General features: G+C 70.1%; 15 protein-coding genes. 5 read left to right on the forward strand and 10 right to left on the reverse strand.

Annotation, left to right across the window (positions count from 1 at the left end; genetic code table 11):
* Positions 1-18: 18 nt before the first annotated feature.
* Positions 19-1,020, reverse strand: a complete 1,002-nt coding sequence (locus V1457_RS21355) for a LacI family DNA-binding transcriptional regulator (RefSeq protein ID WP_200070465.1) — start codon at positions 1,018-1,020, stop codon at positions 19-21.
* A 173-nt stretch (positions 1,021-1,193) separates the two neighbouring features.
* The gene (locus V1457_RS21360; RefSeq protein ID WP_338596297.1) at positions 1,194-2,690 is read right to left on the reverse strand and encodes a sodium:solute symporter family protein; all 1,497 of its coding nucleotides are present in this window, start codon (positions 2,688-2,690) and stop codon (positions 1,194-1,196) included.
* Positions 2,691-3,047: 357 nt separating this feature from the next.
* Between V1457_RS21360 and V1457_RS21365 the strand changes: the two genes are divergently transcribed.
* Positions 3,048-5,132 carry a glycoside hydrolase family 2 TIM barrel-domain containing protein gene (locus V1457_RS21365; protein WP_338596299.1) on the forward strand — a complete coding sequence of 695 codons (2,085 nt, stop codon included), beginning with the start codon at positions 3,048-3,050 and terminating at the stop codon, positions 5,130-5,132.
* 96 nt (positions 5,133-5,228) lie between these two features.
* On the opposite strand, the gene tnpA is transcribed toward V1457_RS21365, so the two are convergent.
* Positions 5,229-5,621: an IS200/IS605 family transposase gene (tnpA, locus tag V1457_RS21370; RefSeq protein ID WP_374220943.1), complete on the reverse strand. Its 393-nt coding sequence runs from the start codon at positions 5,619-5,621 to the stop codon at positions 5,229-5,231.
* Here tnpA and V1457_RS30655 point away from each other — a divergent pair.
* A complete protein-coding gene (locus V1457_RS30655; protein ID WP_407074708.1) occupies positions 5,581-5,835 on the forward strand; it encodes a zinc ribbon domain-containing protein in 255 nt (84 codons plus the stop codon). The two genes, tnpA and V1457_RS30655, sit on opposite strands and share 41 nt — an antisense overlap.
* Before the next feature lie 81 nt (positions 5,836-5,916).
* Here the strand turns inward: V1457_RS30655 and V1457_RS21375 are convergent, their stop codons facing one another.
* Genes V1457_RS21375 through V1457_RS21385 form a run of 3 tightly spaced genes read right to left on the reverse strand, consistent with a single transcriptional unit; the run spans position 5,917 to position 9,306 of the window.
* Complete coding sequence (locus tag V1457_RS21375; protein WP_200070460.1) at positions 5,917-7,230, reverse strand: dihydrolipoamide acetyltransferase family protein; 1,314 nt, start codon at positions 7,228-7,230, stop codon at positions 5,917-5,919.
* Between the two features lie 25 nt (positions 7,231-7,255).
* Positions 7,256-8,230 (reverse strand): transketolase C-terminal domain-containing protein, encoded by a 975-nt coding sequence (locus V1457_RS21380; RefSeq protein WP_338596302.1) that lies wholly within the window; start codon positions 8,228-8,230, stop codon positions 7,256-7,258.
* On the reverse strand, positions 8,227-9,306 hold the full coding sequence (locus tag V1457_RS21385; RefSeq protein ID WP_338596304.1) for a thiamine pyrophosphate-dependent enzyme: 1,080 nt from the start codon (positions 9,304-9,306) through the stop codon (positions 8,227-8,229). The genes V1457_RS21380 and V1457_RS21385 overlap by 4 nt, the downstream gene beginning before the upstream one ends.
* A gap of 176 nt (positions 9,307-9,482) precedes the next feature.
* Between V1457_RS21385 and V1457_RS21390 the strand changes: the two genes are divergently transcribed.
* Positions 9,483-9,917 carry an Lrp/AsnC family transcriptional regulator gene (locus V1457_RS21390; RefSeq protein ID WP_295140637.1) on the forward strand — a complete coding sequence of 145 codons (435 nt, stop codon included), beginning with the start codon at positions 9,483-9,485 and terminating at the stop codon, positions 9,915-9,917.
* Positions 9,918-10,004: 87 nt separating this feature from the next.
* On the opposite strand, the gene V1457_RS21395 is transcribed toward V1457_RS21390, so the two are convergent.
* Positions 10,005-10,574, reverse strand: coding sequence for a TetR/AcrR family transcriptional regulator (locus V1457_RS21395; RefSeq protein ID WP_200070456.1), 570 nt, complete (start codon positions 10,572-10,574; stop codon positions 10,005-10,007).
* A 268-nt stretch (positions 10,575-10,842) separates the two neighbouring features.
* Between V1457_RS21395 and V1457_RS21400 the strand changes: the two genes are divergently transcribed.
* Complete coding sequence (locus V1457_RS21400) at positions 10,843-12,846, forward strand: S9 family peptidase (protein ID WP_295140632.1); 2,004 nt, start codon at positions 10,843-10,845, stop codon at positions 12,844-12,846.
* 21 nt (positions 12,847-12,867) lie between these two features.
* Here the strand turns inward: V1457_RS21400 and V1457_RS21405 are convergent, their stop codons facing one another.
* From V1457_RS21405 to V1457_RS21415, 3 genes are all read right to left on the reverse strand, one after another.
* Positions 12,868-13,644 carry an HAD-IIA family hydrolase gene (locus V1457_RS21405; RefSeq protein ID WP_200070775.1) on the reverse strand — a complete coding sequence of 259 codons (777 nt, stop codon included), beginning with the start codon at positions 13,642-13,644 and terminating at the stop codon, positions 12,868-12,870.
* A gap of 122 nt (positions 13,645-13,766) precedes the next feature.
* Complete coding sequence (locus V1457_RS21410) at positions 13,767-14,036, reverse strand: hypothetical protein (RefSeq protein ID WP_338596309.1); 270 nt, start codon at positions 14,034-14,036, stop codon at positions 13,767-13,769.
* Positions 14,037-14,286: 250 nt separating this feature from the next.
* Positions 14,287-15,555 (reverse strand): alpha-hydroxy acid oxidase, encoded by a 1,269-nt coding sequence (locus V1457_RS21415; RefSeq protein WP_338596311.1) that lies wholly within the window; start codon positions 15,553-15,555, stop codon positions 14,287-14,289.
* A 552-nt stretch (positions 15,556-16,107) separates the two neighbouring features.
* On the opposite strand from V1457_RS21415, the gene V1457_RS21420 reads away from it, so the two are divergent.
* A complete protein-coding gene (locus tag V1457_RS21420; RefSeq protein ID WP_338596313.1) occupies positions 16,108-17,604 on the forward strand; it encodes an MDR family MFS transporter in 1,497 nt (498 codons plus the stop codon).
* The last annotated feature ends 24 nt before the right edge of the window (positions 17,605-17,628 follow it).

Genomic DNA, 17,628 nt, shown 5'->3' on the forward strand with positions numbered 1-17,628 from the left:
GGTCGATCGCCGCGACAACTAGTTGCCAGCAGTTGCCGGGCGGGGCGGCGCGGTGGAACCGCGGGTGACCAAGTGCGCCTCGAACACCATCGACTCCGGTGCGGACAACGGCTTGCCCAGCTGCGCGTCGAGGATGTCCACCGCGTACTTGCCGACCCGCTCGGTCGGCCCGGAGATCGTGGTCAGGGCCGGTGCGATCAGGTCGGCGCCGAAGATGTCGTCGCAGCCGACGAGGCTGAACTCGGCCGGAACCCGCACCCCGGCGGCTTGCAAGCGCTGCAGCGCCCCGATCGCGATGAGGTCGTTGTAGGCCAGCGCAGCGGTCGGGTTCCGCAGCATCAGCGCGTCGGCGGCTTCCTGACCGCCCTGCCGGTTCGGCGCGTACGGCCCGAGGAACTCCGCTTCCACACCCAGCGCACCGGTTTCCTCCTGCACCGCGCGCCAGCGGGCGCTGTTGATCCAGGAGTTGTGCGGCCCCGACAGGTAGGCGATGCGGCGGTGCCCGATGGCGGCGAGGTGGCGCACCGCCTTGCGCATCCCGTCCGCGGTGTCCACGACCAGGCTGGGCACGCCGTCGACGGCCCGGTTGACCATGACCAGCGCCCGGTACCGGGCGAGCCGGCGGATGGCCTCGTCGGAGAGCCTGGAGGTGGCCAGGATGGCGCCGCTGGCTGTCGCCAGCAGTTGCCGCAGGTTGCGCACCTCGACGCGCGGCGACTCGTCGCTGTCGGCCAGCGCGAGCGTGTAGTTGTTCGCCAGCGCCTGCTGCTGGGCCGACTTGATCAGGCTCGCGTAGTACGGGTTGGAGATGTCGGTGACGACCAGGGTCAGCGTCCTGGCCCGCCCTGGCGCTTCGGCGCGCGCCAGCGGGCGCGGGGTGTAGCCGAGCTGCTGCGCGGCGGAGTGCACCTTCTCCCTGGTCGCCGGATTCACCCGGCTCGGGTGGGAGTAGGTGCGGGAGACCGTCGAGGCGGCCAGGCCGCAGTGCTTCGCCACGTCGTAGATCGTCGGCCTGCCCACCTGAGTAGTCCTTTCGGCAGGATTTGCGTGGCGGTGCCGGTTGCTTGCACGGTCGCTGCTCAGCGGCTCCGCCGCTGATGAGGCTTGAAGTTCCCGGAGCTTGCAGTCTCCCTGCAACCGTGCAGCAACCGGTTGCCACGCTAGTGCCCGAGTTCGGGTGGGAACAGGGTGCGTTACGGAGCCGTCGGCTGGGCCGCGGATTCGCGCTCGTCCTCGGCAAGGGCGGCGGTGATCTCCTCGGCAGCCGGGGGAGCGTCCCGGTGCAGCGTTCCTACGAGTCCGAACAGCGCCAGCGACACGAGCACCGGCGAGACCACGGTGATCGCTTCCTGCAGTTGCAGCACGTACTTGGTGACCGCGAACGTGATCAGCCCGCCTGCCCACGAGGACAGCGCCGCGGCCGGCCCGATGCGCCGGAACGGGCGCAGCATCCCCAGCATCATCGGGATCGAGATCGGCCCGATCAGCGCACCGACCCATGCGACGATGATGCCCAACACCCCGCCGAGGTTTTCGGCGTTGATGGCGATCACGACGCTGAGGAACACGAACGCCACGGTCAGCACCCGGCCCGCCGCCAGGAACTGCTTGTCGGTGAATCCCTTGGCGCGGCGCCAGATCTTCGGCAGCACGTCGCGGGTCATCACCGCGGAGATGGCGGTGGCGTCGGAGGCGGCCATGGCCATCGTGTGCGAGAAGACGCCGACGAGCACCAGTCCGAGCAGGCCCGCGGGCAGGAATTGCAGGGCCATCTCGGCGTAGACGTCCTCCGGGTCGGACACCTGCACCAGCAGCGGCCCGGCGAACATCGGCAGCATCAGCACGACCGGCCACAGCAGGTACAAGCCGCTGGACAGCAGCGCGGTGCGGCGGGCGGCGCGGGCATCGGGGGTGGCGATGTAGCGCTGCGCCAGGTTCCACATGCCGCCGTTGTACTCGAAGGTCTTCACGATCACGTACACCAGCAGGAAGTAGGCGGGGTAGTCGCTCGTGGTCGGGTCGGTGTGCCCGGACGGCAGCGCGCTCCAGAACGTCGCGTAGTTCAACCCCTTGTCCGCCAACGCGATACCGACCGCCGCGATCATCGCGAACGCCGCGACGCCCTGGATGACGAACTGCCCGAGCTCGGTCAGCGCGTCCGCCCAAAGGCCCCCGGCGGTGCAGTACACGAGCGTGACCACGGCGGTGATGACGATGCCCCACACCAGCGGCACGCCGACGAACTCCTGCAGCAGCAGGGCGATCGCCGACCACTTCGCCGCCACGTCGAAGACCTTCAGCAGCGACCCGCTCCACGCCAGCACCTGCTGCGTGGTGACGTTGAACCGGCGCGCGAGGTACTCCAGCGGGGAGGCGATGCCGTAGTGCAGGCGCAGCCTGTTCCACTTCGGCGCGAACAGGAAGGCGCCGATGCCGGTGGCGATCGCGAGCGGGAACATGAACACGACGTAGGACACGATGCCCTGCTCGTAGGCCACTCCAGCGTAGGCGACGAACACGACCGCGCTGTAGCCGGACATGTGGTGCGAGATCCCGGCCAGCCACCACGGCATCCGCCCGCCTGCGGTGAAGAAGTCCGCGGTGTCTGCGACCTGGCGGTGCGCCCAGATCCCGATGCCCAGCATGACCAGCAGGTAGCCTGCCACGACCGCCCAGTCCAGCGGATGCATGTCGATTCCTCTCCCGGCGCCGGTACGGTTCGCTCCGTTCTCCGGCTTCCACCTCGTTGTGCGGGATCGCCGCGCGACTCGGCCCGCAGGCCGACTTCGAGCGCGTACAAGCTAGGCAAGCGCGCAACCGCGCGGCAATCGGTTGCCAACAGTTGCCTTGCTCCGGCCGGGACGTGGGCTGCGCGGATCCGGCGCCGGCCGGTGTCGGCAACTCGCGGCAACTCCTTGGCTCCCGGCGGTTTCCGCGCTGACGATCACACGACCGCCGGGTCGCGGCGTCCGGCCGATCGGCCCGTGGAGGTGCTCAGGCGGCGTGCGCCAGCTGGGCGTGCGCGCCCGTCCGGATGGAGGAGCAGCATGGTCAACGCGCGGTTCTCCCGGCGTCAGGTCGTCCTCGGCGCCGCTGCGGTACCACTGGCATGGTCCGTCTTGCCGCGCGCGGTCTCCGCGGCACCGTCCCCTATGCGGGAACAGGTCGAGCTGGACACCGGTTGGTCGTTCCGCTTCGGCGAGCGGGGCGATTGGCAGCGCATTCGGTTGCCGCACAGCTGGAACGCCCGCGACGGTCAGGACGGCGGTGACGATTACCGGCGCGGTGCCGGTTGGTATCGGCGCGAGTTGCCGTTGAGCGCGGAATCGGCCGGCAGGCGCGCCTTTCTGGAATTCGACGGTGCGAACACGACCACCGACGTGTGGCTCAACGGTGTTCACTCGGGACAGCACAGCGGCGGCTACACGCGGTTCCGGTTCGACGTGACCGAGGTGCTGCGCCCCGGTGCGAACGACTTGCTAGTTCGCGTGGACAACGGGGAAAATCCGGATGTGGCGCCACTTTCGGCGGACTTCACGTTCTTCGGCGGGCTGTACCGAGGTGTTCGCCTGCAGCTGACCGACCCGGTGCACCTGGACTTGCTCGATCACGGCGGGCCGGGCGTCTACCTGCGGCAGCGCGAGGTTCGCGCGGATGCGGCCACGGTGGAGGTCACGGCGAAACTGGCCAACGATTCCGAGCAGGCCCAACACGTGGATGTGCGCGCCACGATCATCGACGACGACGGTCGCGTGGTGGCGGAGGAATCCGCGCCTGCCGTGTCCCTTGCCGCTGGCGGGCGGCGACAGTGCACCTTCCCGGTCCACATCGGATCACCGCGGCTGTGGAACGGGCGCGCCGACCCGCATGTGCACCGCGTGCAGGTGCAGCTGCGGGAAGCGGAAACCGGCAGGCCGCTCGACGCCGTGACGGAACCGTTGGGGTTGCGGACGTTCGCCGTCTCGCCGTCCGACGGGTTCTCGCTCAACGGCGAACCCCTGCGGCTGCACGGTGTCAACCGGCACCAAGACCGGCGGGGCAAGGGATTCGCCGTCCACGACGGCGACCACGAGCAGGATTTCGCGCTGATGCGCGAGATGGGCGTCAACGCGCTGCGCACCGCGCACTATCCGCAGGACCCGCTGGTCTACGATCTCGCCGACTCCGCGGGTTTCGCGGTTTACACCGAGGTTCCGTGGGTCAACGAGATCACCGACTCAGCGGCCTTCCGGGACAACGTCAAGCAGCAGCTGCGCGAGCTGATCCGGCAGCACTACAACCACCCTTCGGTGCTGTTCTGGGGCATCGGCAACGAGCTGGGCTTCCACCAGACGGACAAGGACCCGCAGATCAACGCGCTGCTGGCAGAACTCGCCGAGCTGGTCCGCACCGAGGACCTGGAACGCGCCTCCGCCTACGCCAACGTGCTCAAACGCGCCGACGACGACCCGTTCACCGAGCACGCCGAGCTGTCCGGCTACAACCGCTACGAGGGCTGGTACGAGGGCACGGCAGACCAGTTCGGACAGTGGGCCGATTCCCTGCACGCCGCCGATCCGATGCGCAAGATCGCGGTTACCGAGTACGGCGCCGGAGCCAACATCGACCAGCACGGCCCCGCATCACTGGCCGCGCCACCGGTTCCGGACGGGCAGTGGCATCCCGAGGAATACCAGGCGTTGCTGCACGAATCCTTCATCGCCCAGATCGACGAGCGCCCGTACCTGTGGGGAACGTTCTTGTGGAACATGTTCGACTTCGCCTCCGACAGCCGCGATGAGGGCGCTGCGCCCGGCATCAACGACAAGGGTCTGGTCACCCACGACCGTGCCGTCCGCAAAGACGCCTTCCACTGCTACAAAGCACATTGGAGCGACGAAGCGGTTCTGCACATCACCAGCAGGCGGTGGACGCACCGAACGGAGCCGGACACGACCGTGCGGGTGTACTCCAACGCCGAATCGGTGGCACTGACCCTCAACGGCGCGCCGCTCGGCGACGGCACGCGCGACGGCCGGGTGTTCAGTTGGCCGGTGCGCTTGCGGCCGGGCTCGAACGTGCTCACCGCACAGGCCGAAGTGCACGGATCGGTGCACACCGACGAGGTCACCTGGCAGCTGAGCCAGCAGTGACGATGTCGTTCACCAAACGAACGTAGCGCGGATGCCTCGCCCGTCAGGGCGGGGAGTAAGCGCGTCCAGTCCGTGGGCGACGTGCCCAGCGGTGACCTACACAGGCGGACGCTGTTGTTGCTCGATGTACTGCCGCACTACCGATAGCGGCGCGCCACCCACGGAACCGGCGAAGTAGCTGCCGGACCACAGTCGGACGCCCTTCCAGTACGAGAACCGCAGGTCCTCGAACTCCTTCCGCAGCATCCGCGAGGACACACCCTTCAGGCTGTTGACCAGCTTGGACACGGCGACCTTGGGTGGGAAGTGTACGAGCAGGTGCACGTGGTTCGACTCGCCGTTGAACTCGGCCAATTCGGTTTCAAAGTCCTCACACACCGCCCGCATGACCTCTTCCATCCGCCGCAGGTGCGTGTCCTTCCGACCAAGGTTTCTCGCGAAGACCACGATGGCCCGTAAGGCCGCTGACGCTGCGATCGGCGCTACCAAGACTGCGCTGGTCGAGCAGGCCCGCAAGCACGACCGCGTGCTGCGGCTGGTCGACCCGAAGCACACCACGATGGACTGCGGACAGTGCGGCGCGAGAGCCAAGCACCGCCTGCCGCTGTCGGAACGTACCTACACCTGCACTGCGTGCGGAGCCTGGTCCCCGAGGGACAAGAACTCCGCACGCGTGATGCTAGTTCGGTTTCAACCCGGCTGATGTTGAGGGCGTGAGTCCTGACCGCGTGCAACGCGGTCAGGCTGCCTGAGTCAGGAATCTCCCGCCTTCAGGCGGGAGGATTCAAAGCAACGCCATTCCGGGATCGGCCAGGACCGCGGCGGTGTCCGCCAGCAGTTCGGAGCCCTGCTGGCCGTCCATCACCCGGTGATCGAACGACAGCGCGAGTTGCAGCACCGAGCGCGGTTCGATGCGTTCGCCCTGCTCGTCGTGCACCACCCACGGCATCCGGCGCACCGCCCCGACCGCGAGTATCGCGGTCTGTCCGGGATTGAGGATCGGCGTGCCGGAATCCACGCCGAAAACGCCGATGTTGGTGATCGTCGTGGTGCCGCCCGCCAGCTGCCCGGGAGTGGTCGCGCCCGCGCGGGCGGTTTCGGCGAGCTCGTTGATCGAGGAGGCCAATTCCCGGAGGGAGAGCCGTTGCGCCGCTTCGACGTTGGGCACGACCAGCCCGCGCGGCGTTGCGGCGGCGATGCCGAGGTCGACCTGTTCGCGCAGCACGATCTCCTGGGCGTCCTCGTCCCACCGGGCGTTGGCGATCGGAGTCCGGGCGATCGCGGCCAGGTAGGCGCGCGCCGCGAACGCGAGCGGGGTGAGTTTGACGTCGCGGAACTCGCGCCGCTGCTGGATCTGCTCGCGCAGCTGCATCGTGCGGGTGACGTCGATCGTGCTGAACTCGGTGACGTGCGGTGCGGTGAAAGCCGACGCGACCACCGCCTCCGCGGTGCGCTTGCGCACGCCCTTGATCGGCACCCGGGTCTCGGTTCGCCCGGCCCCGGTTCCCCGGGTCTCGGTTCGCCCGGTCTCGATCGGGGCCTCGTTCTTCTCGGCGTGTGCGAGCACGTCTTGGCGCGCCACGATGCCGTGCTGCCCGCTCGGCCGGATTTCCCCGAGGTCGACACCGAGTTCCTTGGCGAGCTTGCGCACGGGCGGCTTGGCCAGGGGGCGGTGCCGGGCCGTGGCCGATTCTTGTTGCTGCGGTTGCGAATCCCGACGCTGCCGGCGACTCCGCCGAGAATTCGCACCGGTGTTGCCGTATCCGACGAGAAGCTTCGGTTCGTCCTCAGCGGACTCTGCAGCGTCCGCTTTGGACGACGAGGCATCGCCGGCAGGCTGCTCCGGTCCGGCGGGCGAGCCGATGCGCAGGATCGGTGTGCCGACCTGGACCGTTTCCCCTTCGGCGGCGAGCACTTCGAGCACTTCACCGCCGTGCGGTGCGGGCAGTGCCACCACGGACTTCGCGGTCTCGATGTCGACGACGGCCTGGTTGACCGCGACGGGGTCGCCTTCGGCGACGTGCCACGTCACGATCTCGGCTTCGGTCAGGCCCTCGCCGACATCGGGAAGGTGGAACTCCTGGGCGGTGCTGTTCACGCGGACTCCTGCTCGCGACCTCGGGTCAATGCGCGTAGGACTCGTCGCAGCCCTCCAGGATGCGATCGAGGTTCGGCAACCAGTCCGCTTCCAGCCGCGCAGCCGGGTACGGGGTGTCGTGCCCGGTGACGCGCACGATCGGTGCCTCCAGCGAGTAGAACGCGGCGGCCTGCACCCGGGCTGCGAGTTCGCCGCCGAGTCCGGCGGTCCGCGAAGCCTCGTGCGCGATGACCAGCCGTCCGGTGCGCCGCACCGACTCCACCACCGTCTCGTCGTCCACGGGCGAGAGCGACCGCAGGTCGACGACCTCGACGTCGCGGCCTTCTTCGGCCAGCGCTTCGGCCGCTTCCAGCGCGATCGGCACCAGCGCTCCGTACGCCACCAAGGTCAGGTCGCCGCCGCGCCGAACCACCCGCGCACTATCCATTGCGGACGGTTGTGTCGCGGTGTCGAGTTCGCCCTTGCGCCAGTAGGAGCGCTTCGGCTCCAGGAACACGACCGGATCGTCGCAGCGGACGGCCTGCCCGATCAGGTCGTAGGCGTCCTGCGCGGTGGACGGGCTCAGCACCCGCAATCCGGCCGTGTGCGCGAAGTACGCCTCGGGCGACTCGCCGTGGTGCTCGATCGCCCCGATACCGCCGCCGACGGGAATCCGGATCACCACCGGCAGCGACACCAGACCCCCGGACCGGTGCCGGTACTTCGCCAGCTGAGTCACGATCTGGTTCATCGCCGGGAAGGTGAAGCCGTCGAACTGGATCTCGCAGACCGGCCGGTACCCGGCCATCGCCAACCCGATCGCGCTGCCGACGATCCCCGCTTCACCGAGCGGCGCGTCGACCACCCGCGACTCGCCGAAGTCCTTCTGCAACTCGGCAGTGACGCGGAAAACGCCGCCGAGACGCCCGATGTCCTCGCCGAGCAGCAACACCTTGTTGTCCGCGGCCAGCGCGTCGCGCAGACCGCGGTTCAAGGCGTGGGCGATCGCGGTGCCCGTCATGCCTGCTGCCCTTGCACGAACGCGAGGTGCTCCTCGAGCTGCTTGGCCAGTTCCCGCGGCAGCTCGGCGAAGGTGTGCCGGAACGGCGAATCCGGGGCAGGCACGGGAAGTTCGCGGCAACCGCGGCGCAGCCGGTCGGCCAGCCGGTCCTCTTCGGCCCGCAGCGATTCGCTGGATTCGCCGAGGTGCGACCGCAGCCGTTCGATCGGGTCCCGCTGCGCCCAGTCGTCGTTCTCCGCCGCGGCGCGGTAGCGCGAGTCGTCGTCGGAGGTGGTGTGCGGGTTGCGGCGGTAGGTGACCGCCTCGATCAGCGTCGGTCCGCCGCCGCGCCGGGCGGTGCTGAGCGCCTCGTGCGCGGCCGCGTGGCAGGCCACCACATCGTTGCCGTCGACCCGCACGCCCGGGAAGCCGAATCCCTGCGAACGCTGCGCGGCGGGAACCCGGCTCTGCACTGAATAGGGCGCGGAGATCGCCCACTGGTTGTTCTGGCAGAAGAACACCACCGGCAGGTTCTGCGCCGCCGCCCAGACGAACGCCTCGTTCGTCTCGCCTTCGCTGAGCGCGCCGTCGCCCAGGAACACCAGCACCGCGCGGTCCCGCCCCGGGTCTCCGGTGCCCACGTCGCCGTCGCGCACGATGCCCATCGCGTAGCCGACCCCGTGCAACGTGTGCGCGCCGATCACCAGCGTGTACAGGTTGAAGCCGCGCTCGTGCGGATCCCAGCCGCCGAGGGTCGTGCCGCGGAAGAGCCCCAGCAGGTCCACCGGGTCCACGCCGCGGCACCAGGCGGCCGCGTGCTCGCGGTAGGTCGGGAACACCACGTCCCGTTCGTGCAACGCCGAGGCGGCGCCGACCTGCGCGGCCTCCTGTCCCAGCAGCGACGGCCAGAGCCCGAGCTCGCCCTGGCGCTGCAAGGCGATCGCCTCGGTGTCCAGCCGCCGCGCCAGCACCATGTCGCGGTGGGCGCGGTGCAGGTCGAGCGCATCGTCACCGCTCGGCAGCAGCTCGTGCGCGGTCAACCGGCCTTCGGCGTCGAGCGCGGACCACGGCTCGGGCGGGGACGGCGAGGGGTCCATGGCGCTCCAAGGGGACGGGCGGATCAGCGGGCACGCGGTGCGCACCGTTTCAGCGCCGCGCCGACAGCGACAACTGTTTGGTTCAATCAGCGCACGAAACGCAGCGGAACAAGCCTGCCGAGCCGTCCCGGACGCAAGATCTCGGCTGGCGGCGCAAGATACGTGCGAGGTGCTCCATGGACGACACGGACCGGCGGATCGTCGAGATCCTGCGAACCCGGGCGCGCACGCCCGTCAGCGAGATCGGCAGGCAGGTCGGACTCTCCAGCGCGCCGGTGTCCCGCCGGATCGAACGCCTCGAACGCGACGGCGTGCTGAAGGGCTACGTGGCGATCACCGACGACGCCGCGGTGGGGGAGTTGGACGCCTTCACCGAGATCCGCCTGACCGGCGCCACCGACACCGCCGAGATCGAGCAGATCGCCAAGCAGGTGCCCGAGGTCCAGCAGTACTTCACCACCTCCGGCGACCCGGACGCGCTGGTGCGCTTCCGGGTGCGCAACGTCGACGACCTGCAACGGGTCGTCAACGCCATCCGGCGCACCGGGAAGGTGGCGGGCACCAAGACGCTGATCGTGATGGCCTCGTGGGACCGCAACTTGGACGGTTGAGCCCTTCGCGGTCGGCCCTCGCGCACGGCCGTGAGTCCGGGCTCGTCGACTTCCTGCGGGTGAGGAGTTGCTTCGAGTTCGCCGCGTTCAGCGCGACTCGGGCAGCGTGGTCGCGGTCGCGATCAGCGTCCTGGCGGCGGCTTCGATCCTGGGGACGTCGCCGGTGACGATCCGGTCCAGGCACAGCCCGCGCAGCCCGGAGATGAGCAGGCTCGCCCGGGCGCGCGCCTCCGTCTCGTCGAAACCGAGATCGCGGTGTACCGGGACCAGCGGATCGACCATGGCGGTGACGGCTTCGGAAGCCACCGCGCCGTACCGGTCCGGTTGTGTCGGCGCCAGGCTCAGCACTTGGAACAGGATGCGGATCGGCCGCTGCTGGTGGCCTTCGGTGATCGCCGTCCACAGCGCCCACGCCGCCTCGCGCAGGCTCGCGGCGTCGTGCACACCGCTGAACAGCCCGGCGACGTCCGGCCTGCTGGCGGCGATCGCCTCGGCGATCAGGTTGTCCCGGCTGCCGAAGTAGTACAGCAACATGCGTTTGCTGGTGCCCAGCTGCGCGGCCAGCGGGCTCAACGACATGTCGGCGATGCCGTGCTCGGCCAGCTGGTCCACCACCTGCCGCAGCAGTTCGGCGCGCTTGTCGGACCTGGAACTCACCAGCCGAGCGTACCGACCGGTACATGTCGTGTTCAACGCGCGCGCTCGTGGCGGTGAGCCGCCGTTCGGGGGTTTCCGCTAGGTCGGGTGGCCCTCTGTTCCGCGGCTCTGAACGCGAAGCCGGCGGCTCGCCGTTGTTCACCGTTAGCGATCTGCGTCGACTCCGGGAGCTGATGCAGGTATTCCTGGAGAGCGGGCCGCGCTCGGCGAACCGGGCGGGCTCGTTGTTGTGTGCAGGTGTTGGCGGAATTGCGGGGGTTTGGTGCAGATGCCGGAAGACGATCGCGCGGCCGGTGCAGGTGCCGAGCGCCCGGACTCGGATGAGGCGCTTCGGCCGATCGAACCGGACGACCTGTTCCGCCTCCGGTTCGCGACCTCGGCGGACCTGTCGCCGGACGGCGAGTCGGTCGTGTTCGCCCTGTCCCGCACCGACGTTGAGGCGAACACCGACCACACCGACCTGGTGCAGGTGGCGGTCTCCTCGGGCGGTCAACGGCAACTCACCAGCGTCGACGCGGTGCACGCGTACCCCGCGTTCGCGCCGGACGGGCGCGAAATCGCGTTCCTGTCCACCCGCACCGGCGTGCCGCAGATCTTCGCGCTGCCCCTCGACGGCGGCGAAGCGCGCCAGCTCACCGCCTTCCCGGACGGGGTCGGTGGCGGGCCGGTGTTCTCGCCGGACGGGACGCGCATCGCCTTCACCGCCGTGCCACCCGGAACGCGGCGCGACCCCGCCCTGCCGTACCGAGTCGACCGCGCGGCCTGGCGGGCCGACGGTGTGGGCGTCATCGAGGACGCGCTGCAGGACGTCTACGTGGTCGCGGCCGAAGGCGGCGAACCCGTGCGGTTGACCGAAGACCGCTCGCTGAACACCGCGCCGCAGTGGACACCGGACGGTGCGGCGCTCGTGTTCAACGCGAGCTTCGACCCGGAATCGATGGGGATGCTCAACCGGCTGCGAAGGGTCGACCTCGACGGTTCGGTGTCCGATGTGGCCAGTGGCGGGGCCATCGCGAGCCACGCGGTGTGCCCGGACGGGCGCATCGCGTACGTGCTGACCAATGAGGACGGTCGGCGCGCGGGATCGAAAGCCGACCTGTGGGTCTACGACCCGGAAACCGGGGTTCACCAGCGGCGCACGACGGGGCTTGTGGACGATGTCGGCGGACGGCTCGTCCCGGACATGCCCGCGTTCGCCTTCACGATGGCGGGCGTCCTGATCTCCGCGGACTCCCGGCACGCTTACCTGCCCGCGCAACGCGGAGGTGAAGTGCGGGTGCTGCGCGTGGGATTGTCCGGGGCCGAGTCGCACGAACCCGTGGCGGGGGGTGAGCGCGGGTGCGCACCGGTGCGGTTGCGCGGGAACCGGCTGCTGTTCGCCGCCTTCGGCATCCGCGACCCCGGTGACCTGCACGTGCTCGACACCGCCACCGGGACCGAGAGTCGGCTGACCGAACTCAACGCCGAGCTGCTGGCCCGGCTCGAGTGGCCCGCCGTGCACCACCTGGAGTTCACCAGCACCGACGGCACGGCCGTCGAGGGCTGGTACCTCGAACCCGCGCGCGCGAAGCGCCCGTTGCCGACACTGCTGGGAATCCATGGTGGACCGCACGCCGGATGGGGCCACACCTTCGTCTTCGACTTCCTGATGCTGGCCGGTGCGGGATATGGCGTGCTGTTCGTGAACCACCGCGGTTCCACCGGTTACGGCGACGACTTCGGTACCGCGATCACCTCGGATTGGGGCAACCTCGACTGCGCCGACCTGATGGCCGGTGTCGATCACGCGATCGCGATCGGCCTGGCCGATTCCGACCGCCTCGGCGTGTTCGGCGCTTCCGCCGGCGGCACGCTCAGCGGCTGGCTCACCACCCAGACCGACCGGTTCCGGGCGGCGTGCCCCGAGGACCCGTTGTTCGACTTCTCCAGCATGTACGGCACCAGCGACATCGGAATCTGGGCGGGCCGCTCGTTCATGGGCGGCGACCCGCACGAACGCGCCGAGCTCTACCGGCGCTGCTCACCTGTTACCTACGCGCACAGGTCCAGCACGCCGACCTTGTTCTTCCAGCACGAGAGCGACCACCGCGCGCCGCCGGGGCAGACCGAACAGTTCTACACGGTCCTCAAAAGCCGCGGCGTCACGGCGGAAATGCTGCGGTTTCCCGGAACCTCGCACGTCGGTTCGGTGCTCGGGCCGGTCACCCACCGGCGCGCGCAGAACGAGGCGCTGCTGGAGTGGATGGACCGCTACGTCCTCGGCGAAAAGTAGCCGGGGACTGCCAGGAGGCTGCTAGGCCGAACCGGACCCGAACGGATCGCGGACGTGCTCGATGATGTCCGCGACCGAATCGACGATCGCAGTCGGCTGATACGGGTGCCCCGCCACGGCATCGGGGCCGGAGAGCCCGGACAGCACCAGGATCGTCCGCATCCCGGCCTCGATGCCGCAGCGCACGTCGGTGTCCATCCGGTCGCCGAGCACGATCGCGTTCGCCGAGCGCGCGCCCACCGCCCGCAGCGCGGAGCGCATCATCAGCGGGTTCGGCTTGCCGATGTAGTAGGGCTCGTGCTCGGTCACCCGTTGCACGAGCGCGGCGACGGCCCCGGTGGCGGGCAGCGGCCCTTCCGCACCCGGCCCCTTCTCGTCCGGGTTGGTCGCGATGAACCGGGCGCCGCCTTCGATCAGCCGGATGGCGTGCGTGATCGCCTCGAAGCTGTAGGTGCGCGTCTCACCGAGCACGACGTAATCCGGATCGTCGCCGGTGAGCACGTAACCGGCGTCCAACAGCGCCGCGGACAGCCCGGCCTCACCGAGGACGTAAGCCGACCCGCCGGGACGCTGTTCGCGCAGGAACCGGGCGGTGGCCAGCGCCGAGGTCCAGATCGTGTGCTCGGGGACGTCCAGGCCCCGTTCGAGCAGCCGCGCGCGCATGTCCCGCGGCGTGTGCACGGACTCGTTGGTGAACACCAGGAACGGAATTCCCGCCGATCGCAGGGCGGCCAGGAACTCCTCGGCGCCCGGCACGGCGTTCTCCTCGTCGCGCATCAGCACGCCGTTGAGGTCCATCAAGTAAACCCACGAATCCGCATCCACCACATCGGGATGGTCCCATGCGGCGCCCGGCGCGACTGCCCGCCCGCGCGGCTCGCAGCGCTCAGGACCGGGCAGTGCTCACGACTGGGCAGTGCTCACGACCGGCCAGCGCGGCTGAGGGTCGGCGGGATCGTCCGCTGGTGCACGTCCTGCAGTGCGAAGGCCGCGGCCGCGTAGAGCGCGACCACGCACACCGCCAGGCCCAGCCAGCCATCGCAGAGCCGTGCGATCGGTAGCTGCCGGTACTCGACCACGCCGGTCAACGCGAACCGGCACCCGGCGAGCGTGAGCACGATCGCCACCAGCGGTTTCCCGGCGGCGGTCACGACCGCGCACAGCAACACCGCCGCGGCGAGGAACAGCACCGGCCACGCCCAGCACCGGGCTGTGCCCGCCGGGTGCGCTGCGCAGCGTCAGCACGCTCGTCGTCAGCCAGGTGGCGCTGAGCGTGCTCATCCCGATCGCCAGGACCGGGGTCCCTGTTCAGGAAACCGAAAACGCCCGCGAGCAGTTGCAGGGGCACCGCGATGGTCAGCACGGCGGCGGCTCGCGGTGCGCACCCCGCGATTCGACCGTCTTCAATGGACAGTCGTGCTGCCCGCCGGACGCGCCGGATCAGTGGTCGTCGCTGCCGTTCCCCGGAAGCGCCACGTGCCGTGCGGCGAGGTCGGCGCTGCGACGCACTCCGAGCAGTTGCATGCAGCGCTGGTACTCCTCGGCGAGGAGTTCGTAGGCGCGCACGACGCCGTCCTGGCCCCCGGCCATGATCCCGTACAGGTAAGCGCGCCCGATCATCGCCGCGTCCGCGCCCAGCGCCCGCGCGACCGCGATGTCCGCGCCGTGCCGGACACCGCCGTCGATGAGCACGGTCGCCCGCTCGCCGACGGCGGCGCGGACGGCGGGCAGCACCTCCAGCGTCGCGGCCGAGCGGTCGAGCTGCCTGCCGCCGTGGTTGGACACGACCACGCCGTCGGCGCCGCGACGCACGACCTCGCGCGCGGCCTCGGCGGTGTTGATCCCCTTGACGATGAGCCTGCCGGGCCAGCGCTGCCGCAGCCGCTCCAGCGCGGCGAAGTCCAGACCGGGGTCGAACAACGTGCGCGCCAGGTCCTCCGAGGTGTAGTTGCCGCGCACCCCGTCGAGGCAGGCGAAGCCGATGCCCGGGGTGGTCAGCTTGTGCAACCACCACGCCGGGAACATCGACATGTTCAGGAACGTCCTGGCCGTCAGCGCAGGCGGGATGGTCAGCCCGTTGGCCACGTCCTTGAGGCGCTTGCCCGGCACCGAGGTGTCCACGGTCAGCAGCAGCGTCGAGCAGCCCGCGGCTTCGGCCCGCGAGATGAGCAGTTCGTTCAGCTCGGCGTCCTGCGTGTAGTAGAGCTGGAACCACAGCGCGACGCCGGGCGCGGCCTCCCGGACGTCCGCGACGGACGTGGTGGCCATGGTCGACAGCGAGTACGGGACGCCGAAGTGCTCGGCGACGCGGGCCACCGCCGCCTCGCCGTGGTGGTGCATCATCCGCGTGTAACCGGTCGGCGCGAACACCAGCGGCAGCGCACTGCGTTCGCCCGCGAGCTCGATCGCGGTGTCCGGATCCGTCACCGGGCGCAGTGGTTCCGGACGCAGCGTCACGCGCCGGAAGGCGGCGATGTTGCGGGCGGCGGTGATCTCCTCCTCGGCCGAGCCGTCGACGTAGTCGAACACCGCGCGGGGAGTGGTGCGCCGGGCCGCGGCGCGCAGCTCGCCGATGGTGCGGGCGTTCTCCAGGCGGCGGGCGGTGCGGCCGAACGCCGGCTTGCTGAACTGCACGACCTCGCGCAGCTGCGACCACTTCGGCAGTTGCCGCGCCCGCGAGACGGCGGCCAGGGAGATCTTGTTCGGCATCGGTTCCTTCCTCGGGCGGGACATCATCACACGATTGCCCCGCTTCGGTCACCGGCAGCGGGCGACGGCCCGAGCGCGGGCCGGGGTTCGCTCGTGCGCTGGTGCCACCGGGCTCGGACCCGAGACCGCTCGGCGCCGATTTCCGGCCGCACCGGGAGGGACGTGTAATTCGCTCTCCCCGCCGGAACGGAAGTTCTGCTGCGGTAGGCTGAAACGAGTCGGCGCTGGGGGCGCGAGCCGCACCGGGGTTCTAGCACTGGGGTTCTGGCGCTGGGGTTTCCAGCACTGCGGATCACGGCATTGCGGGCTGCGGCATCGGGGGTCGCGGCGCTGGGGGCGTCGTTTCGCCGACTGTGATTTTCCTTGCGACCGGGGAGCTGGGGACGATCAGCGGCATCGGGAGTGCAAAGCTGACCGTGCCGTGCAACGCCGTCCGATCCCCGCTCGCAGGCGATGCGGAGCGGATCGCCGCTCTTGCACGACCGGCCGCCCGCGCGCTGCGAACAGCGCCGGACGGCGAACCGGAACTACCGCTGCGAGGTGTGCCCACCCATGACCGACTCCGCGAGCACCGCGACAGCGGACTCCGGCCGGGACGTCGCAGCACCGCGGGCGGCGGTGCTGATCGCCGTGCTGGTCGTCTCGGCCTTCGTGATGATCCTCAACGAGACGATCCTGAGCGTCGCGTTGCGCGATCTGACCGAGGACCTGGGCGTGTCCACCACCACCGTGCAATGGCTGACCAGCGGGTTCCTGCTGACCATGGCGGTGGTCATCCCGATCACCGGATTCCTGCTGGAGCGGTTCACCCCGCGGCAGGTCTTCTTGGCCTCGCTGACGCTGTTCAGCGCAGGCACGTTGCTCAGCGGGCTCGCACCTGGATTCGGAGTCCTGCTCGCCGGGCGCGTGGTGCAGGCGTTCGGCACCGCGGTGATGCTGCCGCTGCTGATGACCTCGGTGATGCGGCTGGTCTCGCCCGCCAACCGCGGCGCGACGATGGGCACGATCACCATCGTCATCGCGGTGGCCCCCGCGATCGGTCCGACGATCGGCGGAGCGGTGCTGGCCTGGCTGGGCTGGCGGTGGATGTTCTGGCTCGTGCTGCCGTTGTCGTTGCTGGCGCTGGTGATCGGTGCGGTCTGGATGCGGCTGGACGCCGCGACCCGGCGGGTGCCGCTGGACGTCGGCTCGGTGCTGCTGTCCGCGCTCGGATTCGGCGGTGTCCTCTACGGGCTTTCCGCGATGGGGGAGTCCGCGGGCGGGCACCAGCCGGTGCCACCGTGGGCGGCGATCGCCGTCGGCGCGGTCGCGCTGGTGGTGTTCGCAGCGCGCCAGGTGCGGCTGCAACGCGACGACCGCGCGCTGCTCGACCTGCGCCCGCTGACCTACCGCCCGTTCGTCGTCGCGCTGGTGCTCGCCGCGCTGCTGTTCATGTGCCTGCTGGGTGCCGGGGCGATCCTGCTGCCGCTGTACCTGCAGACGGTGCTGGGAACCAGCACGTTCGTCAGCGGCCTGGCGGTGCTGCCGGGCGGGCTGGTGCTGGGAGTGCTCGGGCGCCCGGTGGGGCGGTTGTTCGACCGCTTCGGCGCGCGGCCGCTGGTGATCCCGGGGGCGCTGGCGATGGCGGTGTCGCTGTGTCTGTTCGCCACGCTCGGGCCGGACTCGGCGCTGGGCGCGGTCATCGGGATCCACATCCTGCTGATGACCGGGCTCGGGCTGATGATGACGCCGCTGATGACCGAGTCGCTGAGCGTGCTGCCGGACCACCTCTACTCGCACGGCAGCGCGATCCTGTCCACGCTGCAACAGGTCGCGGGCGCGTTCGGCACCGCGGTGTTCGTCACCGTCGCGGCCGCTGGCAGCTCGGCCGCGACCGGAGCGCCCGACGCCGCCGGGTTGCGGACCGCGTTCGTGGTGGCTGGAGGTGTCGGGGTGCTCGCGTTCGTCACCGCGCTGTTCGTGCGCGGGCGCGGGGGCACCGCGGCTGCGGGCGCGACCATCGGCGACGGTCGCCAGGAGCCCTCGGACCGGACGTTCTCCAAGCGGTAGCGCGGAACCGTCCGGGCGCCGGAA

This window comes from Saccharopolyspora sp. SCSIO 74807 (assembly GCF_037023755.1).
GTDB classification, from domain to species: domain Bacteria; phylum Actinomycetota; class Actinomycetes; order Mycobacteriales; family Pseudonocardiaceae; genus Saccharopolyspora_C; species Saccharopolyspora_C galaxeae.